The sequence below is a fragment of the Ruegeria haliotis genome, assembly GCF_013377785.1.
Lineage (GTDB): Bacteria > Pseudomonadota > Alphaproteobacteria > Rhodobacterales > Rhodobacteraceae > Ruegeria > Ruegeria haliotis.
In genome coordinates this window covers 29,227-53,518 of record NZ_JABXWT010000012.1, presented here as the reverse complement: position 1 = coordinate 53,518, position 24,292 = coordinate 29,227, and the positions used below count along the sequence as shown (strand labels likewise).

The 24,292-nt window shown below is 60.1% G+C and carries 29 protein-coding genes; 15 read left to right on the top strand and 14 right to left on the bottom strand.

The annotated features are described in order from the left end of the window. Positions 1-70: 70 nt before the first annotated feature. The gene (locus tag HW561_RS17025) at positions 71-3,526 is read left to right on the top strand and encodes a chromosome segregation SMC family protein (protein WP_176866571.1); all 3,456 of its coding nucleotides are present in this window, start codon (positions 71-73) and stop codon (positions 3,524-3,526) included. A 54-nt stretch (positions 3,527-3,580) separates the two neighbouring features. After that, positions 3,581-3,934 carry a hypothetical protein gene (locus HW561_RS17020; protein ID WP_176866570.1) on the top strand — a complete coding sequence of 118 codons (354 nt, stop codon included), beginning with the start codon at positions 3,581-3,583 and terminating at the stop codon, positions 3,932-3,934. 58 nt (positions 3,935-3,992) lie between these two features. On the opposite strand, the gene HW561_RS17015 is transcribed toward HW561_RS17020, so the two are convergent. The 4 genes from HW561_RS17015 to HW561_RS17000 form a co-directional block, all read right to left on the bottom strand. After that, positions 3,993-4,835, bottom strand: coding sequence for an isocitrate lyase/PEP mutase family protein (locus HW561_RS17015; protein ID WP_176866569.1), 843 nt, complete (start codon positions 4,833-4,835; stop codon positions 3,993-3,995). Between the two features lie 115 nt (positions 4,836-4,950). Next, positions 4,951-6,114 carry a lytic murein transglycosylase gene (locus HW561_RS17010; protein ID WP_176866568.1) on the bottom strand — a complete coding sequence of 388 codons (1,164 nt, stop codon included), beginning with the start codon at positions 6,112-6,114 and terminating at the stop codon, positions 4,951-4,953. Positions 6,115-6,129: 15 nt separating this feature from the next. Then, entirely contained in the window at positions 6,130-7,050 is a 921-nt protein-coding gene (gene cbiB / locus HW561_RS17005) for an adenosylcobinamide-phosphate synthase CbiB (protein ID WP_176866567.1), read from the bottom strand. Beyond that, a complete protein-coding gene (locus HW561_RS17000) occupies positions 7,047-8,006 on the bottom strand; it encodes a threonine-phosphate decarboxylase (RefSeq protein ID WP_408015395.1) in 960 nt (319 codons plus the stop codon). Before HW561_RS17000 ends, cbiB begins: the two co-directional genes overlap by 4 nt. A gap of 183 nt (positions 8,007-8,189) precedes the next feature. On the opposite strand from HW561_RS17000, the gene HW561_RS16995 reads away from it, so the two are divergent. Continuing rightward, positions 8,190-8,552: a response regulator transcription factor gene (locus HW561_RS16995; RefSeq protein ID WP_176866565.1), complete on the top strand. Its 363-nt coding sequence runs from the start codon at positions 8,190-8,192 to the stop codon at positions 8,550-8,552. On the opposite strand, the gene HW561_RS16990 is transcribed toward HW561_RS16995, so the two are convergent. Continuing rightward, positions 8,534-9,523 carry a glutathione S-transferase family protein gene (locus HW561_RS16990; protein ID WP_176866564.1) on the bottom strand — a complete coding sequence of 330 codons (990 nt, stop codon included), beginning with the start codon at positions 9,521-9,523 and terminating at the stop codon, positions 8,534-8,536. The two genes, HW561_RS16995 and HW561_RS16990, sit on opposite strands and share 19 nt — an antisense overlap. A gap of 211 nt (positions 9,524-9,734) precedes the next feature. On the opposite strand from HW561_RS16990, the gene HW561_RS16985 reads away from it, so the two are divergent. After that, the gene (locus HW561_RS16985; protein ID WP_176866563.1) at positions 9,735-10,088 is read left to right on the top strand and encodes a hypothetical protein; all 354 of its coding nucleotides are present in this window, start codon (positions 9,735-9,737) and stop codon (positions 10,086-10,088) included. On the opposite strand, the gene HW561_RS16980 is transcribed toward HW561_RS16985, so the two are convergent. Beyond that, positions 10,085-10,612 carry a L,D-transpeptidase family protein gene (locus HW561_RS16980; protein WP_176866562.1) on the bottom strand — a complete coding sequence of 176 codons (528 nt, stop codon included), beginning with the start codon at positions 10,610-10,612 and terminating at the stop codon, positions 10,085-10,087. The two genes, HW561_RS16985 and HW561_RS16980, sit on opposite strands and share 4 nt — an antisense overlap. A gap of 3 nt (positions 10,613-10,615) precedes the next feature. Then, positions 10,616-11,788, bottom strand: a complete 1,173-nt coding sequence (locus HW561_RS16975) for a MalY/PatB family protein (protein ID WP_176866561.1) — start codon at positions 11,786-11,788, stop codon at positions 10,616-10,618. Positions 11,789-11,882: 94 nt separating this feature from the next. Here HW561_RS16975 and def (HW561_RS16970) point away from each other — a divergent pair, with 94 nt between their 5' ends. From def (HW561_RS16970) to HW561_RS16950, 5 genes are read left to right on the top strand one after another with little or no spacing between them, the layout of a single operon-like run. Then, positions 11,883-12,401, top strand: coding sequence for a peptide deformylase (def, locus tag HW561_RS16970; protein WP_176866560.1), 519 nt, complete (start codon positions 11,883-11,885; stop codon positions 12,399-12,401). Beyond that, on the top strand, positions 12,398-12,892 hold the full coding sequence (gene def, locus HW561_RS16965; RefSeq protein WP_176866559.1) for a peptide deformylase: 495 nt from the start codon (positions 12,398-12,400) through the stop codon (positions 12,890-12,892). The genes def (HW561_RS16970) and def (HW561_RS16965) overlap by 4 nt, the downstream gene beginning before the upstream one ends. Before the next feature lie 23 nt (positions 12,893-12,915). Beyond that, positions 12,916-13,824 (top strand): methionyl-tRNA formyltransferase, encoded by a 909-nt coding sequence (gene fmt / locus HW561_RS16960; RefSeq protein ID WP_176866558.1) that lies wholly within the window; start codon positions 12,916-12,918, stop codon positions 13,822-13,824. Between the two features lie 12 nt (positions 13,825-13,836). Next, positions 13,837-14,073, top strand: a complete 237-nt coding sequence (locus HW561_RS16955; protein WP_176866557.1) for a hypothetical protein — start codon at positions 13,837-13,839, stop codon at positions 14,071-14,073. 1 nt (position 14,074) lies between these two features. Then, positions 14,075-14,311, top strand: coding sequence for a GlsB/YeaQ/YmgE family stress response membrane protein (locus HW561_RS16950; protein ID WP_176866556.1), 237 nt, complete (start codon positions 14,075-14,077; stop codon positions 14,309-14,311). Positions 14,312-14,403: 92 nt separating this feature from the next. Here the strand turns inward: HW561_RS16950 and HW561_RS16945 are convergent, their stop codons facing one another. The 7 genes from HW561_RS16945 to HW561_RS16915 all read right to left on the bottom strand — a co-directional run bounded on the left by HW561_RS16945 (position 14,404) and on the right by HW561_RS16915 (position 18,894). Next, positions 14,404-15,006 (bottom strand): COG3904 family protein, encoded by a 603-nt coding sequence (locus HW561_RS16945; RefSeq protein WP_176866555.1) that lies wholly within the window; start codon positions 15,004-15,006, stop codon positions 14,404-14,406. A 52-nt stretch (positions 15,007-15,058) separates the two neighbouring features. After that, positions 15,059-15,682, bottom strand: a complete 624-nt coding sequence (locus HW561_RS16940) for a trimeric intracellular cation channel family protein (protein ID WP_176866554.1) — start codon at positions 15,680-15,682, stop codon at positions 15,059-15,061. Beyond that, complete coding sequence (gene rnhA, locus HW561_RS16935; RefSeq protein WP_176866553.1) at positions 15,679-16,146, bottom strand: ribonuclease HI; 468 nt, start codon at positions 16,144-16,146, stop codon at positions 15,679-15,681. Before rnhA ends, HW561_RS16940 begins: the two co-directional genes overlap by 4 nt. Then, complete coding sequence (locus HW561_RS16930) at positions 16,139-16,732, bottom strand: class I SAM-dependent DNA methyltransferase (RefSeq protein WP_176866552.1); 594 nt, start codon at positions 16,730-16,732, stop codon at positions 16,139-16,141. Before HW561_RS16930 ends, rnhA begins: the two co-directional genes overlap by 8 nt. Further along, entirely contained in the window at positions 16,729-17,181 is a 453-nt protein-coding gene (locus tag HW561_RS23995; protein ID WP_176866551.1) for a DUF3429 domain-containing protein, read from the bottom strand. The genes HW561_RS16930 and HW561_RS23995 overlap by 4 nt, the downstream gene beginning before the upstream one ends. Beyond that, on the bottom strand, positions 17,178-18,128 hold the full coding sequence (ispH, locus tag HW561_RS16920; RefSeq protein ID WP_176866550.1) for a 4-hydroxy-3-methylbut-2-enyl diphosphate reductase: 951 nt from the start codon (positions 18,126-18,128) through the stop codon (positions 17,178-17,180). The genes HW561_RS23995 and ispH overlap by 4 nt, the downstream gene beginning before the upstream one ends. Positions 18,129-18,318: 190 nt before the next feature. Further along, positions 18,319-18,894 (bottom strand): LabA-like NYN domain-containing protein, encoded by a 576-nt coding sequence (locus tag HW561_RS16915; protein ID WP_176866549.1) that lies wholly within the window; start codon positions 18,892-18,894, stop codon positions 18,319-18,321. Positions 18,895-19,031: 137 nt separating this feature from the next. On the opposite strand from HW561_RS16915, the gene folK reads away from it, so the two are divergent. From folK to HW561_RS16885, 6 genes are all read left to right on the top strand, one after another. Then, positions 19,032-19,601 carry a 2-amino-4-hydroxy-6-hydroxymethyldihydropteridine diphosphokinase gene (gene folK, locus HW561_RS16910; protein ID WP_176866548.1) on the top strand — a complete coding sequence of 190 codons (570 nt, stop codon included), beginning with the start codon at positions 19,032-19,034 and terminating at the stop codon, positions 19,599-19,601. Between the two features lie 94 nt (positions 19,602-19,695). Then, positions 19,696-20,049, top strand: coding sequence for a DNA-directed RNA polymerase subunit omega (gene rpoZ, locus HW561_RS16905; RefSeq protein ID WP_037311144.1), 354 nt, complete (start codon positions 19,696-19,698; stop codon positions 20,047-20,049). Between the two features lie 27 nt (positions 20,050-20,076). Then, entirely contained in the window at positions 20,077-22,209 is a 2,133-nt protein-coding gene (locus tag HW561_RS16900) for a RelA/SpoT family protein (RefSeq protein ID WP_176866547.1), read from the top strand. A gap of 16 nt (positions 22,210-22,225) precedes the next feature. Then, positions 22,226-22,924, top strand: coding sequence for a DUF2062 domain-containing protein (locus HW561_RS16895; RefSeq protein ID WP_176866546.1), 699 nt, complete (start codon positions 22,226-22,228; stop codon positions 22,922-22,924). Next, positions 22,917-23,663, top strand: a complete 747-nt coding sequence (locus tag HW561_RS16890; protein ID WP_176866545.1) for a pyridoxine 5'-phosphate synthase — start codon at positions 22,917-22,919, stop codon at positions 23,661-23,663. Before HW561_RS16895 ends, HW561_RS16890 begins: the two co-directional genes overlap by 8 nt. Further along, complete coding sequence (locus tag HW561_RS16885) at positions 23,660-24,283, top strand: LysE family translocator (protein ID WP_176866544.1); 624 nt, start codon at positions 23,660-23,662, stop codon at positions 24,281-24,283. The genes HW561_RS16890 and HW561_RS16885 overlap by 4 nt, the downstream gene beginning before the upstream one ends. Positions 24,284-24,292 lie beyond the last annotated feature (9 nt).

Here is a 24,292-nt window from a genome sequence, read left to right as displayed (position 1 = left end):
AACTCCGTTGACTCGTGCCCCCATGGTTGCGCAGACTTCTGGGACGTAGGAATCATGGGACGAGCAGCCTTTGCGTTTCAGCAAACTCAAACTGACCGGCTTCAAAAGCTTCGTTGATCCGACCGATCTGATCATCGCGGATGGGTTGACTGGTGTGGTGGGTCCAAACGGCTGCGGCAAATCCAATCTGCTCGAGGCGCTGCGCTGGGTCATGGGTGAAAACCGCCCCAAATCCATGCGCGGCGGCGCGATGGAGGATGTGATTTTCGCAGGCGCCGCCACGCGCCCCGCCCGCAATTTTGCCGAAGTTGTCCTGACGCTGGACAATTCCGAACGTCTGGCGCCTTCGGGTTTCAATGACAGCGATCAGCTTGAGATCTTCCGCCGCATCACTCGGGATGTGGGCAGCGCCTACAAGACCAACGGCAAGGATGTGCGCGCCCGCGATGTGCAGATGTTGTTTGCCGATGCCTCGACCGGGGCACATTCACCCGCTCTGGTGGGTCAGAACCGCATTGCTGAACTGATTAATGCCAAACCTCGCGCCCGCCGTCGTATTCTGGAAGAGGCTGCAGGGATATCGGGACTTTATCAGCGCCGCCACGAGGCCGAGCTGAAGCTGAAGGGCACCGAAACCAACCTGACCCGCGTTGACGATGTACTGGAACAACTCGGCACCCAACTGGCGCAACTGGCCCGTCAGGCCCGTCAGGCCGCGCGCTATCGTGAGATTGGCGAGCAATTGCGTCAGGCCGAGGGTATGCTGCTCTACCGTCGCTGGAAAGAGGCCGACATGGCCCGTCAGCAAGCCGAAGAGAAACTGCGCGAACGCATCACCGAAGCCTCACGCGCCGAGGCCGAAGCGCGTGGCGCCAGCGCCAAGCGCGCTGAAATCGAAGAAACCCTGCCCCCCTTACGTGAGGAAGAGGCGATTGCCGCCGCCGTCCTGCAACGCCAGCAAGTGCAGCGCGATGCGCTGAAAGATCAGGAAACCCGTGCCCGTCAGACAATTGAAACCCTGACCAACCGGATTCAGCAGCTGGGCAACGACATCGAACGCGAAACCGGTCTGAACCGCGACGCGGGTGAGATGATCGAACGTCTGGAATGGGAAGCCCGCGAGTTGTCCAAAGCTGCTGAAGGTCACGATGACAAGCTGACCGAGGCGGCGGACGTCGCCCGCGAGGCCGCGTCGATCTTGCAGAACCGCGAGGATCATCTGTCGCAGGAAACCGAGGACACGGCCCGCCTTGTGGCGCGTCACCAATCGGCACAGCGTCTGGTCGAGGATAGCCACAAAACGCTGGCTCGGTCCGAGGGGGAAGAGGAAAAAGCCCGCGCTGCAGTGAATGAGGCCCGTTCCGCTTTGACCCGCAGCAGCAAAGCGTTTGAAGCCGCGCAAGAGGGCGAAGAAGAAGCCCGCGAAGCTGCCGAAGCCGCCGAAGAAGCGTTGGAAGCCGCCGACGAGCTGCGCAACGAAACCCAGGGGCGCGAGGCTGAAGCTCGCGCACAACGGTCCGAAGCCGAAGGTGAACTTGGTGCCATCCGGGCCGAGACCACCGCGCTGGCCAAGCTGGTTGAACGGGACACGGCCGAGGGCGGGCAGGTGCTGGACTTGTTGCGCGTCGCGCCGGGTTATGAAAAGGCGCTGGGAGCGGCGCTGGCCGATGATCTGCGCACGCCGTTGGTCGAAGGCGACGGCCCGTCCGGTTGGGTGCAGGTGTCTGGGTACGACTCTGATCAGCCGCTGCCCGAAGGGGCCGAGCCGTTGGCGCTGCATGTGTCTGGTCCGGATCGTCTTAGCCGCCGGATTGCCCAGATTGGACTGGTCGACGCGGATCAGGGCGCGCGGTTGCAGGCCTCGTTGAAGCCGGGGCAACGGCTGGTATCTCGCTCGGGCGATCTGTGGCGCTGGGACGGCTTCCGGGCCTGGGCTGAAGATGCGCCAAGCGCTGCCGCGCTGCGGTTGGAACAGCTCAACAAGCTCGAGGCACTGAAACAGGAACTGACCCGCACCGAGGCGCAAGCCGACGGTGCCCGCGCGGCGCACGAGGCACTGTCTCAGCAGTTGGCCGATGTGACCGAAGCCGACCGCCGTGCCCGCGAAGCCCGCCGCGCCGCCGATCAGCGTATGGCCGAAACCGCCCGCGCGCTCAGCCGGGCCGAGGCGGATCGCAATCTGGCACAAGGCAAACTGGAAACCTTGACCCTCGCTGTGGATCGCCACAAAGAGGATGCCATGTCTGCCCGCGCCCAACTGCGCGAGGCTGAGGGCGCGTTGACAGGTTTGGGCGATCTCGACAATGCCCGCGCGCAGGTCGAAGACATCAAGCAGACGGTCGAGGCGGCGCGGATCACCATGCTGACCCACCGCTCGACCCATGACGAGCTGCGCCGCGAGGGCGAGGCGCGGACGCGGCGTAGCCAAGAGGTGACCAAAGACCTCAGTGGCTGGCGGCACCGTTTGGAAACGGCGGAAAAGCGAATCTCGGAATTGGCGGAACGCAAGGAAGGTTCGGAAGAGGAACTGACCGAGGCGATGGCGACCCCCGGCGAAATCGCCGAGGCGCGCGAAGAGCTGAACGAATTGATAGAAGAGGCCGAGGCCCGTCGCGCCGAGGCTGCTGACAAGCTGGCCCAAGCTGAGACGCAACAACGCGAGGTCGTTTTGGCCGAGCGGGAGACAGAACGTCTGGCCTCGGAGGCGCGCGAAACCCGTGCGGCCGCCGAGGCGCGCTGTGATGGGGCGAAGGAAAGCGTCGTGGCAGCCGCCGAGCGTATCGCAGAAGATCAACAGCTGACGCCCAACCAATTGTTGAACCAACTGGACGTGAACCCCGATCAGATGCCCGCTGCGGATGCGCTGGAATCGGAAGTGAACCGCCACAAGCGCCAGCGCGACGCGATGGGCGCAGTGAACCTGCGCGCCGAAGAAGACGCCAAGGAAGTACAGGAAGAATTCGACACGCTGAACGGCGAAAAGGCGGATTTGGAAGACGCAATCAAAGCCCTGCGCAGCGGTATCGCCAGCCTCAACCGCGAAGGACGCGAGCGTCTGTTGACCGCGTTTGAACAGGTGAATTCGAACTTCGCCATGCTGTTCAAACACCTGTTCGGTGGTGGCGAGGCCAATCTGGTCATGGTGGAAAGCGACGATCCGCTTGATGCCGGGCTGGAGATCATGTGCCAGCCTCCGGGCAAGAAACTCTCGACCCTCAGCCTGTTGTCTGGTGGCGAACAGACCCTGACGGCCACGGCGTTGATCTTTGGCGTCTTCCTCGCCAACCCCGCGCCGATCTGCGTTTTGGACGAGGTCGACGCCCCGCTGGACGACGCCAACGTCACCCGCTTCTGCGACCTGCTGGACGAGATGTGCCGCCAGACTGACACCCGTTTCCTGATCATCACCCACCACGCGGTGACCATGGCGCGGATGGATCGGCTGTTTGGCGTAACCATGCAGGAACAGGGCGTCAGCCAACTGGTCTCGGTCGATCTGAAGAAGGCCGAACAGATGGTCGCCTGACCTATCACTGCAACGTTACGCGAATGTTGGCCACACTCGGGTTACAATACCCTCATGATACGCATTGTTTTGATATTGGCAGCCTGCGCCGCAACGCCGCTTTGGGCGGCTGAATGGGTGACCAAGCCCGGCGACGTGCCGCTTGATCTTCAGGAACTGGATGGTCTGGCGGGGCGTACGTTGACGTACTATGACGATGGCCAGTCCAAATTCTCTGCCGGTGGGGCTTATTCCTTCACCTATGCCAGCGGAGAATCCGCCTTTGGCACTTACAGCATCGCCGAGGATGGCAGCATCTGCATCGCTTATCGCAACGGGTTCAGCCGCTGTGATTTGTACGTGCGCAGTGGTGAGCGGCTGATCCTGATCAACGAAAAGGGTGAACGGTATCCGGTGCGACCGGAGTGAAAGGGCAGACTTTGCCCTAAAATCGTTTTGGGTATGACGGCCTCTCGCAACAAAGCGGCTAATCCCTCGTTTTGATTTTGTCCTGAGCCATCAGCTGTTCGATTTCTGCGCCGGGCATAGCATTTGTCGCGTAATCAAAGGTTCCCAATGACCTTACTTCTTCTGCCGCGGACTTCAGGGCACCAAGTGCGGCCCGGGCAAACGACCCCCCGACACTGATGCGCCGCACACCCGCTTTCGATAACTCAGAAACTGTATAGGTCGGTCCCGTCAGCCCCATCACCACATTTACCGGCTTATCGACTTCGCTGCATACAGTCCGGATCGCCTCCAGATCTGGAAGCCCCGGAGCGTACAGCACATCAGCACCCGCCTCTGAAAATGCTTGAAGGCGCTTTATTGTATCACCCAGATCAGCACGACCCCAAAGGAAGTTTTCGGCTCTGGCCGTCAACAGGAAGGGTAAATTGCGTGCGGTCTCAGCTGCTGCCTGAACGCGATCGACCGCTTGAGAAACATCATAGATCGGATTATCAGGGTTTCCCGTTGCATCCTCGATGGAACCTCCCACCAGTCCAACTTGGCAGGCCAGGCGGATGGATTGCGCGCAACTTTCCGGAGCACTGCCAAAACCGTCTTCAAGATCAGCCGAAACGGGAAGGTCTACGGAATTGACAATCTCGGCAGCATTCTCAAGGAGTTCGTCCCTACCGAGCGCCGCAAAGGAATCCCGTTTGCCTTTTGAGAAAGCATATCCTGCGCTGGTTGTAGCGAGCGCTTCGAAGCCGAGGCTGGCTAACAACCGGGCAGACCCCGCGTCCCAGGGGTTGGGTATAACGAAAGCCTCATTCCCAAGGTGAAGATTTTTCAAGCGTTCGAATTTGGCATTTTGTTCCGACATGGAGACTTCCTTGGAGCGGGCTGAAGTTAACATATAGCCGGAAGAACATAAATGGAACATTTTTGTGCCGGTGCTGATATGCAAACGGTCCAGATGGGCCTTTGCCCGGCATCCTTTACAGCTTTCCCAACAACTCCGTCGTCGGCCACGCATCCGCAGGCAGCCCCAACCGTGCCTGTTCCGCCTGCACCGCCGCGCGTGTGCCCGCGCCCAGAATGCCGTCGACTTTGCCCACGTTATGCCCGTGCGCCTGAAGCTTGCTCTGCAATTGCTTCATCTGCGCCCCCGACAGCCCCTGTGCAGGGTTCCCAGCGTCATAGATCTGCGCGCCTTCCAGCCTTGTGCCGAAATAGGCGGCGGTCAGGACGTAGACAAAGCTCTGGTTCCACTCGAAGTAGACGTCGAAATTCGGATAGGCCAGAAAGGCAGGCCCGTTGTGCCCTTGCGGCAGGATCAGCGAGGCGGGCAGGTTGGACAACGACCCGTTGCGCGCCTGAACCCCCATGGCTTGCCAATCCGACACCGAACGCGGTTTGCCGGGGCCGGACAGCGACCAGTCCATCTGTTTGGGCACCGTCACCTCTTGCAGCCATGGCTGCCCCGGTTGCCAGCCCAGCCCCGACAGCATCTTTGCCCCTGACATCAGCGCATCCGGTGCCGAGGTTTTCAGCGATACCTTACCGTCGCCATCACCATCGACCCCGTTTTCCAGAATGTCGCGCGGCAGCATCTGCACCATGCCGATTTCCCCGGCCCAGGCGCCGGTCGTGCGGGTTGGGTCAAAATTGCCCTGATCGTACAGTTCAATGGCTGCGAAGATCTGGGGGCGAAACAGCTCGGGTCGGCGGCAATCATGGGCCAGTGTCACCAACGCGTTGCGGGTGTTGAAATTGCCCTGAAACGCGCCGTAATCTGTCTCGAATGCCCAAAAGGCCAGCAATACGCCACGGGAGACACCGTATTCGCGTTCGATGCGGTCAAATACCGCGTCGTATTTGCGGGACATGGTCTGCCCCCGCTCGATCCGGTTGGCCGAGATCAGGTGGCGGGAAAAGTCGATGAAGGGTTTCTGGAACACGCCTTGCGCCCGGTCGGCCTTGAGAACTGTGTTATCCTGCTGAACACCTTTGAAAAAGCCGTTTACGGTGGACGTGTCGAACCCTTGTTGAACGGCTTCGGATTTCAATTCCTTGACGAAGGCATTGAAGCCGCCACCGCATTGGGCCAGGGCGGGTGAGGTAAACAAGGCGGCGGCAAAGATGCCGGAGAGGATGCGCATGAGCTATCAGGTCCTTTAGAAAACCAGGTTGGCCACAACCCACACTGACAAGAGCCCAAGTGCAAGCCCCCAGACCTTCCACAGCATGTCACATGCGCGGAAAACCTCCGGCGCTCCGATTTCGCGGCGGGCCTCGCCGTTCACCCAGGCCAGATTACGGGCTTGGCCATCGTAACTACGTGGCCCGGCCAGCGCGATGTTCAGCGCGCGGGCCATTGCCGCCTCGGGCCAGCCTGCATTGGGTGAGATGTGGCGGCGCGCATCCGCTACCATCTCGGGCCAGCGGCGCCACTGACGTGACAGTGCAACGATCATCACGCAGGTCAACCGGGCCGGTATCAGATTCAGCAGATCGTCAAACCGGGCCGAGGCCCAGCCGAACTCACGATGCTTTTCAGTGCGATAGCCGATCATGCTGTCTGCCGTATTCACGGCCTTGTAGACCAGCAGCCCCGGCAATCCGGCGACGAGAAACCAGAACGCGGGCGCGATAACGCCGTCACTCAGATTCTCGGCGGCGCTTTCGATAGCGGACCGCGCCACCTGAGCCTCGGTCATGTCCGTCGTGTCGCGGGACACAATGCGGGATACCATTGTGCGCCCCTCGGTCAGTGAGACCCGGAGGCCGCTGCCCACATCGCGGACATGCGAAACCAATGATTTCTGAGCCAGCAAAATGGTGCAGATCACGATTTCGACCACAGGCCCGAACAGGGCAAGTAATTTGCCCACGGCAAACGCCGCCAGCATCAGCAGGATCAGGACGGAAACACCTTTTAGCCGCTTGTGCCCTCCATGGTTCAGCCGTTTATCCAGCCACCCGATCCCTTTGCCGATCATCACCGCAGGATGGCGCACACGCGACCACAACCAGTCCGGTTCACCCAGCGCAGCGTCCAGACACATGGCGCAGACCAGCAGCAACGCAGTGCTCACGATGCGGCCTCCAGCCGGTTCCAGCCCTCCGACGGGGGTAGTCCAAGGCGCAGGTAGGTTTGGGAATAGGGGAAGACGCGGCTCCAGATATGGGCGCGGGCCAGACGGTCCTGCCAATCCGTGGCGCTGTCGACTTCGTAAAGGCGGAATAGGGTGGTCCCACCGATCGATTTCGCGCCCTTGTCAATCAGCAACGTATCCATTCGGGCAGCCTCGCCCGTCAATCGCGCGCGGGTTTCTGTGGCCCATTCCGTATCCAGCAACGCTTGAGTTCCAATCCGCAGGGCCGGGCCCGACACTGCCCATGGTCCGGTCATATCATTCAATCGCGCAATCAGATCCGGTCGCCCGATGGCAAAGCCCAGCCGCAGCCCGGCCAGACCCCAGAACTTGCCAAAACTCTTCAGCACGATCACACCCGGCCGGTCGGCCAGATGGATCAGCGAGGCCTCGGGCGTGACGTCGCAAAAGCTCTCATCAATCACCGTCAAAGGTGCATTGGCGTCAATCTCCTGCCAGATCCGCCCGTCCGGGTTGTTGGGATGCACAATGACGCGGGCCTCGGCCGGGCCGGTATCCTGAACCGCCCATCCCTGCGCGTCAAAAGCGGCGGCGTGCTCGTTATACGTGGGGGCGTTGATCTGCACTCGGTTTGCCGATGCAAGGGCTGGAATGCGCGCGATGATGGCCGACGCTCCGGGGGCAGGCAGGATCGCCGCGCCGTCCGGCACATGCCAGAATCGGCGCGCGGCCTGTGTCAGCCTTTCGAACGCGCCGTGATCAGGCAGGTCGGTCCAGTCCGAAGGCTGCAATCCGGAAACCTCGAAAGGGTGCGGGTTGATCCCGGTGGACAGATCGATCCAATCCCTGCGTTTGCCGCCATATTGCTTGATGGCCCCGTCCAGCCCACCGCCATGGTCGCGTTTGATGCGCGGATTCAAGTCGTCGTCATTCATCTGCATTTTTCGCCCAAAACGCCTAATTTAGTCGCTTCAAGCGGATTTTTGCCATTTTGACAAGCAAATCCGCGTGAGCGCGGCCTGCGGAAGCCGTCGTTAACACTTTGTTAAGGAAATCACGGGATCACAGACCACGGGGGTCGGCACCACGCATTCTATCAAGTGCCGAGGTTGTTGCAAATGAAAGTTCTGATTGTTGAGAGTAACCCCGACCTTGGTCGGGTCTGGAAGAGGCATCTGGAAAGACAAGGCGCCGAGGTTGAATTGGTCGCCGGGCAAGAGGCTGCGATCCTCGCGCTCTATGGTACGGCCTTTGATATCATCGTTCTTGATCTGGTTCTGGAAACCGGCAGCGCCCTCGCGGTTGCCGATTTTGCCAGTTATCGCCGCCCCGAGGCGCGGGTAATCTTCGTCACCAACACCACGTTTTTCTCGGACGGTTCGATCTTTGCCCACAGCCCTAATGCCTGCGCCTATGTGCAAAGCGGCACGCCGCCAGAGGATCTGGCGGCGATGGTCGAGCACTATGCGGCGGGTCGCTGACCGCGCCGGTGCGGTTCCATGTAGTCCAACACCGGGTTCACCGGGATGATCCGGTGCGGATTGATGCTGTCATGGCTGTAGTGATAGTGGCGCACGATATGCTCTAAATTCACCGTCTGCGCGACGCCGGGCCATTGGTACAGCTCTCGTGTATAGGCCCAGAGGTTCGGGTAATCCATCAGCCGCCGCCGATTGCATTTGAAATGCAAGTGATAGACCGGATCGAACCGGATCAGGGTGGTGAACAAGCGCCAGTCGGCTTCGGTCAGCCGATCCCCCATCAGATAGCGGTTTGAACCCAGTTGATCCTCAAGCCAGTCCAGCGTGTCGAACAGAGGGTGCACAGCGGCGTCATACGCCTCTTGCGTCGTGGCAAAGCCGGATTTGTAGACCCCGTTGTTGATGTCGGAATAGATGCGGGCGTTGACCTCTTCGATATCGTCGCGCAGCGCCTCGGGCCAGTAATCATCGGTGTTGCCGGTGATCCCGTCAAAGGCGGCGTTGAACATGCGGATGATTTCCGAGCTTTCGTTGGAAACGATGGTTTCTTGCTGCTTGTCCCATAGGATCGGCACGGTAACGCGGCCCGAATAGGCCGGGTCGGCCTTGGTATAGATTTGATGCGCGAACTCCAGACCATACAGCGTGTCACCGGTTGCGCCATGCGTATCGGTCTCGAATGTCCAACCCCTGTCCAGCATGTCGGGATGCACCACCGAGACCGAAATCAACTCGCTCAGCCCCTTCAGCGCGCGAAAGATCAGCGTGCGATGCGCCCAGGGACAGGCGTGGCTGACATACAGATGGTACCGCCCCTGTTCCGCCTTGAACCCACCTTTGCCCGAAGGGCCTGGGCCGCCATCGGCGGTCAGCCAGTTGCGAAACTGCGCGGCACTGCGCTTGAACGCGCCGCCCGTTGATTTGGTATCATACCAGGTGTCGTGCCATTCCCCGTCGACCAGCAGGCCCATATCAATCCCTCCGCATTGCGATAATCATGAAGATAGGTGGTTTGTGTACCTCTTCCCATCGCTGCCCCCGCGCATCTGGGCTGCATTCACGCACAGCCATGGATGGGATTTCTGCGCAACATTTTGCCCGTGGCCCAGATTATGTGATGCGGTTCATTGGAATTTTACATCTGTTGCCCCAGAATAAAGATCATTAGCGGGGGAGTTTTTTATGAGTACCTATGTTTCAAAGGAAATACGCGCCGAATTGGATGCCGCGCGAATCGCCACACTGAAGAAAGCCAGCCGCCTGAGGGTGGGGATGGGCGACAATACGTTCAAGATTCTCAAACTGTGGAAAGACGGATTCTCGGTCGAGGCCGAGACAACTCCGCGTCTGCGCGGGTTGGTCGATATCTACGATGGGGCCAACCACCTATATCAGTGCCTGATCATCGCGGATGAGGAAGAAGGCGGCGAAATGCGCTATGAATTCAAGCGCAGCACCGCCGCCCACGACAAGGCGCCGCTGGATTTCTACCGCGCACCAGATGCGCCCATCGCGCTGTTGGGGCACGAGGATTAAGGGCGGATTTCTACCGTCGTTCCGTTGGAGGTCAGACTCCAAAGCTGCGCCATCTCGGTATTGGACAGAGCAATGCAGCCTGCCGTCCAGTCGCCGGGCAGGGTCAGGCCGACGATACCGTTTGGTTGACCGTGAATAAAGATGTCCCCTCCGGGATCGACGCCTTGCTGTTGTGCACGCGCAATGTCCTTGGGCTGAGGATAATCAATCCCTAGTGAGAGATGATAAGCGCTCTGCGGATTGCGCCTGTCGATTTTGAACGTTCCAACGGGCGTTTTTCCGTCACCTTCCAATTGCTTGTCGCCGTCGGGCGCAAAACCCAGGGCGATATCGGCCTGCATCACCACCGCACCGTCCAACGTCGCAGTCAGACGGCGGTCTGATTTCTCGATCAGGATATGATCGATCCGCGTGGCCTCGGGCGCCATCAGGGGGGCGACAGGTCGCGGGCCGAAGCGGTGCCAGCCGAACCAGCCGGCACCGATCACCAGTAACACAAGAAATGTCAGGCCCAGCCAGCGCATGATTTATTGCAGGTCGGCAAAGGCGTCTTTCAGCCGGGTGCAAGCCTCTTCTACCCGCGACCGTTGCGTGGCGAGGTTGAAACGTTCGAACGTCTCGCCACCAGTGCCAAAGCCGGGCCCGGGTGAGGTCGCAATCCGCGCGTCCTCGCGCAGGCGCCGTGTAAATTCGGCATGGTCCATCCCGATGCCCGAGAAATCGACCCAAGCCAGATATGTCGACTGCAACGGCATCGACCACAATCCGGGTATCTCCGCGATGGTTTGGTCGAACAGCCGCCGATTTTCATCCAAATGGGCAACCTGCGCGTCAACCCAGTCCGCACCTTCCGGGCTGTAGGCGGCGGTAATCATCGCCACGCCCATGGCGCCGGGATCATAGTCCAGCGTCTGCAACCGGTGCCGCATGGTCGCGCGCAGTGCCGGATCGGGAATGATCATGTTGCCTGTACGCTGTCCGGCAATATTGAACGTCTTGGACGCCGCCGTCAGGGTGACTGTCCAAGGACGTGCATCTGGCGCGGCGACATCCATGGGCACGAATTTGGAGTCGGGATAGACCAGATCGTGATGAATCTCGTCCGATACAAGGATCAACCCATTGCGCTGGGCAAACGCCGCGACGGCTTGCAGTTCTTCGACCGTCCAGACCCGACCTGATGGGTTCTGTGGCGAGCACCACAGCAACAGCTTTTCCGACCCATCCAACCGCGACTGTGCGTCGTCCAGGTCAATCCCGTAGCTGTCCCCGTCGCGGACCAGCGGGCATTCCACCACCCGGCGTCCGGATTTGTTAACCTTGTGGGCGAACTCGTGATAAACGGGGGTGAAGATAACCACGCCGTCACCGGGTTCGCTCCAGACATCCAGGCAAAGTGCAATCGCGTTGCCCAACCCCTGCGAGGTCAGAACCCAATCTGTGTCGATGTCCCAGTTGTGGCGGTTTTCCATCCACCATTGAACCGATGCCAGATAGTCTGGATGTATCCAGGAATACCCAAAAACACCGTGATCGGCTGCCTTGCGGACCGCATCGATTACGCAAGGCGCTGTTTGATAATCAGAATCCGCTGTCCACATGGCCAGCCCGTCTTGGGGTGACACGCCATAGAGGCTTTCTATCTTATCCCATTTGGAACTGTTGGTTCCCCGGCGATCGATCAGGTCGTTGAAAGTCATGTCCGCTCCATTTTGTAGGACGAAAGCTAACCGCAAATCGGTCAGGTGCAAGGGGGGCGTTGCGGCTGGATGCGTGTTGCCCTAAATCAGCCTCATGAAACGCAATATCCTGATCCACCCCGATCCCCGCCTGAAAAAGGTCTGCGCCCCGGTTGCCGACCTGTCGGATGAGCTGCGCGCGCTGGCCGATGACATGCTGGAGACGATGTATGATGCGCCCGGCATCGGTCTGGCGGCGCCCCAGATCGGTGTGCTTGAGCGGCTGCTCGTACTGGACTGCGTCAAGGAAGAAGGCGAAGCGCCGCGCCCGCTGGTCATGTTCAACCCCGAGGTCATCGCCTCGTCCGACGAGACCAACGTCTACGAAGAAGGGTGCCTGTCGATCCCGGATCAATATGCCGAAGTGACCCGCCCCAAAGTGGTGGATGTTGTCTGGATGGATCAGAACGGCAAGGCCCATCAAGAGACTTTCGATGGGCTTTGGGCAACCTGTGTGCAGCACGAGATTGACCATTTGAACGGCAAGCTGTTCATCGACTATCTCAAGCCGCTGAAACGCCAGATGATCACCCGCAAGATGCAGAAACTCAAACGCGAGCAGGCCCGTTCATGACTGTCCGAACCTGCCTGTCATGGCCGGATAAACGCCTTCGAACGAAGGCCGAAGCGGTGACCGAAATAACCGACGATATCCGCGCCATCTGGGACGATATGGTCGATACGATGGAGGCGATGCCGGGCGTCGGCCTCGCCGCACCGCAGATTGGCGTAATGTTGCAATTGGCGGTCGTTGATGGATCGGCCGAACGTGGCCGGGCCGTGCGTCTGGCCAACCCAGAAATCCTGCACAGCTCGATCGAGCTACGCGAACATGACGAGGCCAGCCCCAACCTGCGGGGTGTGTCGGCCAAGGTGAAGCGTCCGCGGGCTGTGACGGTCAAGTTCCTGAACGAACAGGGCATGGTCGACCGCCGTGATTTTGTCGGAATCGAGGCCACCAGCGTGCAGCATCAGATCGACCATCTGAATGGCCGGATGTATTTTGACCGGCTCAGCAAGATCAAGCGCGACATGCTGCTGCGCAAAGCGAAAAAGATGGGGTAAATCCCCGTCCTACGGAGGCACGGATGCGATTGATCTTTATGGGAACGCCGGATTTCTCGGTGCCGGTACTGGATGCTCTGGTCGATGCCGGGCATGAGATTGCCGCCGTCTACTGCCAGCCCCCGCGTCCGGCCGGGCGGGGCAAAAAAGACCGACCAACACCGGTCCATGCCCGGGCCGAGGCGTTGGGCCTGTCGGTTCGCCATCCGGTTTCGCTCAAATCCGCTGAAGAGCAGGCGGCTTTTGCAGCGCTGGACGCTGATGTGGCCGTGGTGGTTGCCTACGGTCTGATTCTACCGCAGCCCGTTCTTGATGCCCCGACCCATGGATGCCTGAATATCCACGCCAGCCAGCTGCCCCGGTGGCGGGGCGCGGCGCCGATTCACCGTGCGATCATGTCTGGCGACGCCGAGACCGGCATCTGCATCATGCAGATGGAGGCGGGCCTTGATACCGGGCCGGTCCTGTTGCGCAAGGCCACGGACATCGGGGCCGAAGAAACCACAGCCCAGCTGCACGACCGCCTGTCGGCGATGGGGGCAGGCCTGATCGTTGCGGCGCTGGCTGACCTTGCGGATCTGAAACCGGATCCACAGCCCGAAGACGGCGTGACCTATGCCAGCAAGATCGACAAATCCGAGGCGCGCGTCGACTGGAACCGCCCGGCGATGGAAATCGACCGCCAGATCCGTGGTCTTTCGCCTTTTCCCGGTGCATGGACCGAACTGGATGGCGCGCGCATCAAGCTGCTGGCCTCGCGCCTGACCGAGGGGCAGGGCGCCCCCGGTGAGGTTCTGGCAGGTGGCCTGCGCGTGGCCTGCGGACAGGGCGCGGTCGAGTTGTTGCGCTTGCAAAGGCCGGGTAAGGCCGCGCAGGATAGCGAAACCTTCCTGCGGGGCTGGCCGGTCCCGACCGGCACCCGCCTGTCTTAGGAGACATATCTGATGTTCATGGTGATGATGGGCACGGTCGTGATTGCCGGGATCGTCGGATACCTGTCCGAGACGACAGGCTTTACCCATAACGGCTATCTGCAATCCATCATCATCTGCATTGGCGGGGCATTTCTATTCTATTTCGTCCGCATCATGTTCGGCATTAGTTTTGGGCCGCCGGGGGTGAATGCGGTGATTTCCTCAATCGGCGCTCTGATCATCGTGCCAACCCATTGGAGGAAATAAGATGCCCATCGTCGCCCTGATTGTCATTGGTGCCGCCGCCGGGTTTCTGGCCACTCGTTTGATGCGGATCGAGGCAAACATTCCCACCACCATGTTGATCGGTATTGTTGGCGCATTGCTGGGGGGATTCCTGTTGCGCACTTTGCTGACCGTGATGGGCTGGTTGTCCGGCTTCATCGGGGCGGTGCTAGGTGCATTGCTGGTGGTGTGGATCTGGCAAACCTACCTGCGCCGCTAGACCTAGATCAAAGCCCAGGGCTGTGGCCAGATTCCGTCGGGATGTCAGTAGCGATGACTAGGGTGCTCTGCCGCTATGACTACCTGCAAAACCTAACGTTCATCGCAAACGGTGGATGATCCCAATCGCGGCGTCGTACGGGTCGTCATGCGAAACTGGTTGGCCTCGGCCGCCGTCATCCAATGTATGCTGTCCGCAGGCGCGGCCTCAAGCGTGTACCAATAGAAACCCTCATCCACGCCAATGTCCTGAAAATAGTCCAGATACCGGTCATGCTCGGGGTCGTCTTCGGGCAAGTCCGTTGCCACGATTCCCGACCCGGCCCAACTGTGGACACCAACGCAGGCGCCGGGTTGCAGAGTGCGCTGGACGCCCGCCAAGAACAGATCGGTGCCACCCGATGCGACCATGCCGCCAGATGGCACAATGGTGTCAAAACCTGCCCGATGCACCTCGCGGCTGAAGACAACGTTGGCATCATCGTCAACCGACCCTTCGATGTACTGCAGGACCAATGTGTGGATCTCGGGGTTGTCTGCGGTCACCTCCTGAAACGCGGCCAGAGTCGTGTCGTCGATCGTGCCAGTTGCAACAATCCGATCTCCCTGCGCAACAAAATTGACAGGAGTGTATTGTTCTGCACACGACGTCAGCAGGGTCAAACAGGCCGCAATCGAAAGAAATTTGTGCGTCATTGGGTGCCTCGCGCTTGCGTACCTCAGAGGTACCAGCGCGTGGCCCATCCGTCTACTGGCGCGGCGGTCGGCCCTTGTAGACGGGTAACTGCCATCCAAACAGCAGCGAACCAGCCCTCAGCGCCCAGCACACTGCTGCGCACAGCCCAAGGACGGACAGGCTTTCCAGCCCTAATTTGGTCGCCAGCACCGCAGTCAGCGCCCCGGCCAGGGCGCATGAAACATAAAGCTCGCCCTGTTTCAGGACCAGAGGCACCTCATTGCAAACAACATCGCGCATCAATCCGCCCAAACAGCCGGTGCTGACCCCCATCAGCACCACGATCACACCGGATTGCCCCAGCGAAAGGGCCGCACCAGTGCCTGCGGCCACGGCAATCGACAGGGCAAAACTGTCCAGCCAGACCAGCCAGTTGTACCGACTTTCCATAAGGTGAGCGGTGAAGAACACCAGGACCGCTGCTGCGACGGCGATCAGGATGTAATCCGGCTGACCGACCCAAAAAATCGGGTGCCGATCCAGCAACAGGTCGCGCACCGTGCCGCCGCCCACCGCAGTCAGGCAGGCAATGAACGCAAATCCCACCAGATCCAGTTGCGCCCGGCTGGCAACCAGTGCGCCGGTGAGTGCAAATATCAGAACCGAAGCGTAATCCAGCAGTGCAAGACCGCTCACGTCTTCGCCTTTTTGGGTTTGAACGGGGCCATGCCCGCGCGGGCCAGTTCGTCGGCTTTTTCGTTTTCCGGATGCCCTGCGTGGCCCTTGACCCATTCCCAGGTCACGTCATGCCTGCTCTGCGCCTCGTCCAACCGCTGCCACAGATCGACATTCTTGACCGGCTTCTTGTTCGAGGTCTTCCAGCCGTTCCGCTTCCACCCGAATATCCACCCGGTCACACCATTCTTCACATAGGCGCTGTCTGTCACGATGGTGATCGCGGACGGGCGTTCCAAGGCTTCCAGTGCGCCGATTGCCGCCAGCAGTTCCATGCGGTTGTTGGTGGTCTCGGCCTCGCCGCCGTTCAGCTCGCGCTCCTTCAGAACGGCATCGCCATCCATCGCGCGCATCAGCACGCCCCAACCACCCGGACCGGGGTTGCCGGAACAGGCGCCGTCCGTATAGGCAAACAATTCAGGCATGGGCTGCCAGCCTGATCCAGTCCGAGACCGAACCATCCAACCCCGTGCCACTGCCATGCCACTGGCCGGTCACTGTAAACCCGGCGTTTTGCAGATATGTCTTCAATTCATCCTCGCTGTAATAGCTGTAGTATCGCCCCAACCGGTCCGGCCCTTCGCCCTGACCCAGCTTCATGGCAATGAAAAAGATACCGTCCGGCTTCAGGGCTTTGTGGATCGCCGCAATATGGTTCGGAAAGTCCGTACGCGTAGCGTGGAGCAGGCTGAAATTGGCCCAAATGCCATCATAAGCCGCCGTGGCGCGTAAGTCTGAAAACTCGGCCTGTCGCGCCGAAACACCGGCCTGATCCGACGCCAGCCTGACCATCTCGGCCGAGGCGTCCATCGCGTCGACTTCCAGCCCCGCCTGCGCCATGAGCACAGCGGATGCGCCGGGGCCACACCCCAGGTCCAGCACCTTGCCGCCCTTGGGGATGGCGGCGATGAAATCGGTCATGCCCTGATCGGCCTTGTTGGAGTCGTCTGTCAGTTCGGCATAGCGCGCGGCCTGCGCGTCATAGACCGATATGGTGTCACGATCGCTCACAGATACACTCCTACAGACAGGCAAAGGATGACGACGGCGGTCAGCAGAATGCGCAGTTTCATCCACCACCGCGGTGCCAGACCCCAGTACCAGAATGCAGCATCCAGCAGCAGCAACCCGGCAAAGCCCACGATCAGGTTGAAGCCCGTTGTGACAGGCCCGCCGCCGGTCATGAAGAACGCCCATAGCGCGGGCAGAACCGACAGGACATAGCAGGTCGCCGCCTTGCTGCCCGAGGTCTTGGTGGCGAACCCCCACAGGATGCCGGACATAAAGCTCAGGATGACCGAGCCATAGAACAGCTGAACATAAGGGCCAACGAACCGGGCGCCAAATGTCTGCGACCCAAAGGCGTGCAGGTCATCGCTCAAATAGGTCACGGCCCCCCAGACGAACGGGATCAGGCCTGCCAATCCCAGATACAGCGGTGCCCTTGGCACCCCGTTCATGCAGGCTGCCTCAGAACACGGGGGACTTTGAACTCGACGTTTTCAGTGGCGGTTTCCACCAATTCGACAGTGACATCATAATGCGCCCGAAAGGCATCGATCACTTCGTTGACCAGAACTTCCGGGGCGGACGCACCAGCAGAGATGGCGATGCTGGAAATCCCCTCCAGCGCACGCCAGTCGATCTCGGTCGCGCGCTGGACCAGCTGCGCATACGTGCACCCGGCGCGCGAGGCGACCTCGACCAAGCGGCGCGAGTTGGACGAATTGGGTGCACCGACGACCAGCAGGGCATCAGATTTTGGCGCCACCGCCTTGACGGCTTCCTGCCGGTTGGTAGTGGCGTAACAGATGTCTTCCTTGTGCGGCCCTACGATGGCCGGGAACCGGGCTTCAAGTGCAGCGATGATGTCCTTGGTGTCATCAATCGACAGAGTGGTCTGGGTGACAAAGGCCAGCTTTTCGGGATTGCGCACCCGAACCTGCGCCACGTCTTTGACAGTTTCGACCAGCAGCACCTCGCCGTCGGGCAGTTGCCCCATGGTGCCGACGGTCTCGGGGTGACCCTTGTGGCCGATCATGATCATCTGCAATCCGGCATCGGCGTGGCGCTGCGCCTCGACATGGACCTTGGACACCAGCGGGCAGGTGGCGTCCACATAGATCATCTCGCGCTGGGCCGCCGTTTCCGGGACGGATTTCGGGACGCCGTGGGCCGAGAAAATCACCGGCCGGTCGTCCGGGCATTCGTCCAGTTCCTCGACGAACACGGCGCCCTTTTCACGCAGACCGTCGACAACGAATTTGTTGTGCACGATCTCGTGGCGCACGTAGACCGGGGCGCCCCATTTCTGCAGCGCCATCTCGACAATCTTGATGGCGCGATCCACGCCAGCGCAGAACCCACGCGGTGCGGCAAGGTAAAGTGTCAGTGGCGGCTTGGGCATGTCGCTGTCTCCTTGGGGCACAGGTAAGTCTTTTCCCGGCCTTGGTCCAGACAGGACCTCGTCATTGATCTGACATGAATCGGTGCTAGCAAAACAGTGTTTGAGCACCTGTTCATAGTTAAAGAAGCGCGGTCAGGATGATCTGTCCTGACCGCGCGAATTTCATCCCCATCATGAATTGATCGTCAGATCAATTCCCGCTGGCAACCGCGACGCTGCGCGGCTCAGCCGGCATTTCGCGCGGAGGGCGGCCGATTACATCGCGCAGGTCTTCCAGCTCGATGAAATTGTCGGCCTGGCGGCGCAGCTCGTCCGAGATCATCGGCGGCTGGCTGCGGATGGTCGAAACGACCGATACCCGCACGCCCTGACGCTGCAGGCTGGCAATCAACGGACGGAAATCCCCATCGCCCGAGAACAGCACGATATGATCGACACGCGGCGCCAGTTCCATGGCATCGACGGTGAGCTCGATATCCATGTTCCCTTTGACCTTCCGACGCCCCATGCTGTCGGTGTATTCCTTGGCCGGTTTTGTCACCATGGTGAAGCCGTTGTAATGCAGCCAGTCAACCAGGGGGCGGATCGGGGAATACTCGTCATTTTCCAAGAGCGCTGTGTAATAAAAGGCCCGTAGCAACTTACCGCGACGCATGAATTCCTGCCGCAGAAGTTTGTAGTCTATGTCGAAACCGAGTGCTTTTGCCGCGGCATAAAGATTCGAGCCATCGATGAACAGCGCTAGCCGTTCGTCCTTATAAAACATAAATAGTCCCTTCCGGTATAATACAGAACGCCGTGTGTTTAAGTGTGTGAGTGAAATATCGGGCGTGCTGGTGTCCCTATAATTAGGGCTTTTATTGTGCATCGCAAGTATGCAATGCGCCGAATATAGAGAGTCATATGAGCAAATCCTTGCCAAATGCCGTACTTGCACTGGGTGCAAATCTCAATCTGAGAGGAAAAGAGCCCAAGGTGACACTTCAGCAGGCCCTTGATGCGATTGCGCGACAGGGCATGGTGATTCGCGCCGTCAGCCGGTTTTTTGCGACCCCGTGTTTCCCGGCTGGGGCTGGGCCGGATTATGTGAACGCCGCCGCGCTGATCGAAACTGACAAGTCACCAACCGAGCTGTTGCATATGCTCCATGATGTCGAGCATGAGTTCGGGCGTGAGCGGGTGCAGCGCTGGGGTATGCGGACGTTGGATCTGGATCTGATCTGTTACGATGATCACGTGCTGCCGGACGCGGCTCTGTTTGATCGCTGGCTGACCCTGCCTGCACAGGCGCAGCGGCAAGAGGCGCCAGATCAACTGATCCTGCCGCATCCTCGCTTGCAGGACCGGGCCTTTGTGTTGGTGCCGATGGCGGATGTGGCCCCTGATTGGCGGCATCCGGTACTGGGTCGGACCGTGACAGAGATGATCGCGGACCTGCCAGTCGAAGACGTCGCTGCGGTCACACCGTTGTGATCCACGCGATTGCAGCATTTCCCGCTTGTCAAGGCGCGCAATCGGCCTTAGATAAGCCTCTTCCTGACACGGATTCATTTACGGAGAGCGCCCCATGGCCCGCGTGACGGTTGAAGATTGCGTAGACAAGGTTCCGAACCGGTTCGAACTGGTGATGCTTGCCGCCCATCGTGCGCGCGAGATTTCCGCCGGTGGTCCGATCACCGTGGACCGCGACAACGACAAAAACCCTGTCGTGTCGCTGCGCGAGATCGCGGACGAAACACAGGGCGCGGATGATCTGCGTGAGCGCCTGATCGAGGCCAACCAGACCCAGATTGAGGTTGATGAGCCCGAAGAAGACCAGATGGCGCTGCTGATGGGTGCGGAATCGGATAAGCCCGCCGATGACGACATGTCCGAAGAAAAGCTCCTGCGCGCACTGATGGAGGCTCAGGGCCAGGGGTAAGCCCCACAAGACGAAGGTGCGGACCGGATGATTTCTGCTGAAGACCTGATTGCGCTGGTCCGCAACTATAATCCCAAGACCAATGCCGACCGCATCGCCCGGGCTTATGAGTTCGGCCAGCAGATGCATGACGGACAGGTCCGCCATTCCGGCGAGCCCTATTTTACCCACCCTGTTGCCGTTGCCGCCATCCTGACCGAACAGCGTCTGGATGATGCGACCATCATTACGGCCCTCCTGCATGACACGATCGAAGACACCAAGGCCAATTACGGCAAGGTTTCCGAGTTGTTCGGGGAAGAGGTCGCCAAGCTGGTCGATGGTGTCACCAAGCTGACCAACCTGCAGCTGTCTAGCCGTGAAACCAAGCAGGCCGAAAACTTCCGCAAGCTGTTCATGGCGATGTCCAAGGACCTGCGGGTCATTCTGGTCAAGCTCTCGGATCGTCTGCACAACATGCGCACGATCAAGGCCATGCGACCTGAAAAACAAGTGCAGAAGGCGCGCGAGACGATGGATATCTACGCGCCGCTTGCGGGCCGCATGGGTATGCAATGGATGCGGGAAGAGCTGGAGGACCTCGCCTTCCGCGTTCTCAACCCCGAGGGTCGTCAGTCGATCATTCGCCGCTTCATTACCTTGCAGCGCGAAACCGGGGACGTGATCCACCGCATCACCGGCGACATGCGGTTTGAGCTTGAAAAGGCCGGGATCGAGGCCGAGGTCTTTGGCCGTGCCAAGAAACCCTATTCGATCTGGCGCAAGATGCAGGAAAAGGATCAGGGGTTTTCACGCCTATCCGATATCTACGGTTTCCGCATCATCACCATGACCGAGGAAGACAGCTATCGCACTCTCGGCGCAATTCACCAGCGCTGGCGCGCGGTGCCGGGGCGGTTCAAGGATTACATCAGTCAGCCCAAATCGAACGGGTACCGCTCGATCCACACCACGGTGTCGGGCCGCGATGGCAAACGGGTCGAGGTGCAGATCCGCACCCGCCAGATGCATGACGTGGCCGAGACCGGCGTGGCCGCGCATTGGTCCTACCGCGACGGTGTGCGTTCGGAAAACCCGTTTGCCGTGGATCCGGCCAAATGGATCGCAAACCTGACCGAACAGTTCGACAGCGAGGATGATCACGAAGATTTCCTCGAAGCGGTCAAACTGGAAATGTACTCGGATCAGGTGTTCTGCTTCACGCCCAAGGGCGATGTGGTCAAACAGCCTCGTGGCGCGACGCCGATTGACTTTGCCTATGCCATTCACACCCGTATCGGCCATGCCTGTGTCGGGGCTAAGGTGGACGGCATCCGGGTGCCGCTGTGGACGCGGCTCAAGAATGGCCAATCGGTGGACATCATCACGGCCGATGGTCAAACGCCACAGGTCAGCTGGCTGGAAATCGCTGTCACCGGCAAGGCCCGCACCGCCATTCGCCGCGCCCTGCGCGAGGTGGACCGGGAACGGTTCATCAAACTGGGCAAGGAACTGGCTCGCGCCGGGTTCGAACATGTGGGCCGCAAGGCGACGGAAAAGACGCTCGATACCGCTGCCAAACACCTGCGCCTTAAAGACCGTCACGAATTGCTGGCCCGTCTGGGCAGTGCCGAACTGACGGCACATGAAGTGGTCGCGGCGGTTTATCCCGAACTGACCAAAGATGACGGCGACGCCATCCCATTGCGCCGCGCGGTGATCGGTCTGGAACCGGGGCAAAGCTTTGATCGTGCGCCCTGTTGCCAGCCTCTGCCGGGTGAACGCATTGTCGGCATCACCTATCGTGGCAAGGGTGTGGTGGTCCATGCCATCGACTGCGACCGCCTGAGCGAATTTGAAAACGAGCCAAGGCGATGGGTTGATCTGCACTGGCATTCCGGCACCCACCCTGCCGTCTACGGCGCAACGCTGGAACTGACCATCGGAAATGACGCCGGGGTTCTGGGGCGCATTTGCACATTGATCGGCGAGAAAAAGGCCAATATCTCCAATCTGGAATTTGTCGACCGCAAACCGGATTTTTACCGTCTTCTGATCAATGTCGAACTGCGCGACCTGGAACAGCTGCATTCGCTTATGCTGATGCTTGAGGCCGAAAGCGACGTCGCCGCGGTCGAACGGTACCGGGACAGGACACAATCCGCGGTTGCGGCTGGCTGAGAAGGGGTGATCAGGAGTGGTTTTCAAGCGCCGAGACCGACGCTCACTCATCCAGATCGCATCGGATTTTGTCTATCCGCGCGGCGGCTGGACCCGCGCCTTTCACTACGTCAAACACCGGGTGCGCCGCCTGCCGGATTCGCCTGACCGGATCGCACGCGGGATTGGGGCAGGGGTCTTTGCCGCTTTTACGCCCTTCTACGGTATTCACTTCGTCATCGCCGCCGTGTTGGCGCGGTTGCTCAACGGCAATATCCTGGCCGCGCTCAGCGGCACGTTTTTCGGTAATCCGCTGACCTATGTGCCCATCGGCGTGATCTGTCTGCAAACCGGACATTTCCTGCTGGGAACCAAGTTCGATAAGGGCGTCGAGCATGGCCTGATGGGAAAATTCGCCAACGCGTTGGGCGATCTGAAGAACAACTTTTTTGCGATGTTCACTGACCGGGTCGCAGATTGGCACGGCCTCAGTATCTTTTATAATGAGGTGTTTTTTCCCTACATGATCGGCGGCATCATTCCGGGGATCGTGGCGGGTGTGATCTGCTACTATCTCAGCCTGCCAGTGACGCGGACTTATCAGCAACGCCGCCGCGCTAAAATCAAGGCAAAATTTGAAGAAATCAAACGGTTGGCCCAAGCTGAGGCTGCCGTTCCCGCGCCAAACCCACTAAGCTCGGGGCAAGATTTGGAAAAGGATTCGAAGGATGTCTGACACTCAACTGCGTCTGGGCGTGAATATCGATCACGTGGCGACTGTCCGCAATGCCCGTGGCGGTGCATATCCTGATCCTCTGCGGGCCGCGCGGATCGCCGAAGAGGCCGGTGCCGATGGCATCACCGCGCATCTGCGCGAAGACCGCCGCCATATTTCGGACGCCGACATAGACGGGCTGATGGAGGTTCTGTCGGTGCCGCTGAACTTTGAGATGGCGGCCACCGACGAGATGCAGAAAATCGCCCTGCGCCACAAGCCACACGCGGTCTGCATCGTCCCCGAAAAGCGCGAGGAACGCACCACCGAAGGCGGGCTGGAAGTCGCGCGCGAGGAAAACAAGCTGGCCCATTTCATCGCGCCACTGCGCGACGTGGGCTGTCGCGTGTCGATCTTCATCGCTGCTGACAAACGCCAGATCGAAGCCGCCCACCGCATCGGGGCCGAAGTGATCGAACTGCACACTGGCGCCTATTGCGACGCCCACGCCGAAGACCGTCTGGATGACGCCACGCGCGAGTTGGAATCGCTACGTGAAATGTCCACCCTCGCCCATTCGCTGGGTCTCGAGGTCCATGCAGGCCACGGCCTGACTTATGACACGGTGAAACCTGTGGCGACTTTCCCTGAGGTGAAAGAGCTGAACATCGGTCATTTCCTGATCGGCGAGGCGATCTTTCGCGGCCTCACACCGGCCATTGCCGAGATGCGCCGGTTGATGGATGAGGCGCGGGCATGATCACGCCCGGGTTCATCGCCATCTGGTTGGCCTGGCTGATGGCTGGCGGCTCTCCCGGACCCGCAACCATGGGCATTGCCGGAACGGCCATGAACGAAGGCCGCACCGCCGGTCTGGCCTTTGCATTGGGCATCTGCGCCGGGTCCGCTGCGTGGGGCATCGCCGCCGCGCTGGGACTATCCGCAATCATGCTGGCCAATGTCTGGGTGTTCGAGGTGATCCGCTATGTCGGCGTGGCTTATCTGGGCTGGCTGGCGTTGAAGGCCCTGAAACGCGCGATGACTTCGGATGAGGTGGCGCTGGGCAACCCGGTCACCGGTTCGCTGCGCACCATCTTTACCAAAGGGGCTGCCATTCACCTGACCAACCCAAAGGCGATCCTCAGCTGGGGATCGATCTATGCCATCGTCGCCCCGAATGACGCCAGCCTGTCGATGCTGCTGGGCTATTTCGGGCTGCTCTACGCGGGCTCACTACTGATCTTCATCGGCTACGCTTTTCTGTTCTCCTCCGAACGCATGGTCCGCACCTACCGCCGCGCCCGCCGTTGGTTCGATTTCGCCTTTGCCGGGTTCTTCGGGGTGGCGAGCTACAAGATCCTGACGGTACGGTTGTCGTGATGGAGTTGA

Bases quoted from the DNA above. Each gene is read 5' to 3' on its own strand.
- HW561_RS17020 (WP_176866570.1), top strand. From the start codon at position 3,581: ATGATACGCATTGTTTTGATATTGGCAGCCTGCGCCGCAACGCCGCTT.
- HW561_RS17015 (WP_176866569.1), bottom strand. From the start codon at position 4,835: ATGTCGGAACAAAATGCCAAATTCGAACGCTTGAAAAATCTTCACCTT.
- HW561_RS17010 (WP_176866568.1), bottom strand. From the start codon at position 6,114: ATGCGCATCCTCTCCGGCATCTTTGCCGCCGCCTTGTTTACCTCACCC.
- HW561_RS17000 (WP_408015395.1), bottom strand. From the start codon at position 8,006: ATGAATGACGACGACTTGAATCCGCGCATCAAACGCGACCATGGCGGT.
- HW561_RS16995 (WP_176866565.1), top strand. From the start codon at position 8,190: ATGAAAGTTCTGATTGTTGAGAGTAACCCCGACCTTGGTCGGGTCTGG.
- HW561_RS16990 (WP_176866564.1), bottom strand. From the start codon at position 9,523: ATGGGCCTGCTGGTCGACGGGGAATGGCACGACACCTGGTATGATACC.
- HW561_RS16985 (WP_176866563.1), top strand. From the start codon at position 9,735: ATGAGTACCTATGTTTCAAAGGAAATACGCGCCGAATTGGATGCCGCG.
- HW561_RS16980 (WP_176866562.1), bottom strand. From the start codon at position 10,612: ATGCGCTGGCTGGGCCTGACATTTCTTGTGTTACTGGTGATCGGTGCC.
- HW561_RS16975 (WP_176866561.1), bottom strand. From the start codon at position 11,788: ATGACTTTCAACGACCTGATCGATCGCCGGGGAACCAACAGTTCCAAA.
- def (WP_176866560.1), top strand. From the start codon at position 11,883: ATGAAACGCAATATCCTGATCCACCCCGATCCCCGCCTGAAAAAGGTC.
- def (WP_176866559.1), top strand. From the start codon at position 12,398: ATGACTGTCCGAACCTGCCTGTCATGGCCGGATAAACGCCTTCGAACG.
- fmt (WP_176866558.1), top strand. From the start codon at position 12,916: ATGCGATTGATCTTTATGGGAACGCCGGATTTCTCGGTGCCGGTACTG.
- HW561_RS16955 (WP_176866557.1), top strand. From the start codon at position 13,837: ATGTTCATGGTGATGATGGGCACGGTCGTGATTGCCGGGATCGTCGGA.
- HW561_RS16950 (WP_176866556.1), top strand. From the start codon at position 14,075: ATGCCCATCGTCGCCCTGATTGTCATTGGTGCCGCCGCCGGGTTTCTG.
- HW561_RS16945 (WP_176866555.1), bottom strand. From the start codon at position 15,006: ATGACGCACAAATTTCTTTCGATTGCGGCCTGTTTGACCCTGCTGACG.
- rnhA (WP_176866553.1), bottom strand. From the start codon at position 16,146: ATGCCTGAATTGTTTGCCTATACGGACGGCGCCTGTTCCGGCAACCCC.
- HW561_RS23995 (WP_176866551.1), bottom strand. From the start codon at position 17,181: ATGAACGGGGTGCCAAGGGCACCGCTGTATCTGGGATTGGCAGGCCTG.
- ispH (WP_176866550.1), bottom strand. From the start codon at position 18,128: ATGCCCAAGCCGCCACTGACACTTTACCTTGCCGCACCGCGTGGGTTC.
- HW561_RS16915 (WP_176866549.1), bottom strand. From the start codon at position 18,894: ATGTTTTATAAGGACGAACGGCTAGCGCTGTTCATCGATGGCTCGAAT.
- folK (WP_176866548.1), top strand. From the start codon at position 19,032: ATGAGCAAATCCTTGCCAAATGCCGTACTTGCACTGGGTGCAAATCTC.
- rpoZ (WP_037311144.1), top strand. From the start codon at position 19,696: ATGGCCCGCGTGACGGTTGAAGATTGCGTAGACAAGGTTCCGAACCGG.
- HW561_RS16900 (WP_176866547.1), top strand. From the start codon at position 20,077: ATGATTTCTGCTGAAGACCTGATTGCGCTGGTCCGCAACTATAATCCC.
- HW561_RS16890 (WP_176866545.1), top strand. From the start codon at position 22,917: ATGTCTGACACTCAACTGCGTCTGGGCGTGAATATCGATCACGTGGCG.
- HW561_RS16885 (WP_176866544.1), top strand. From the start codon at position 23,660: ATGATCACGCCCGGGTTCATCGCCATCTGGTTGGCCTGGCTGATGGCT.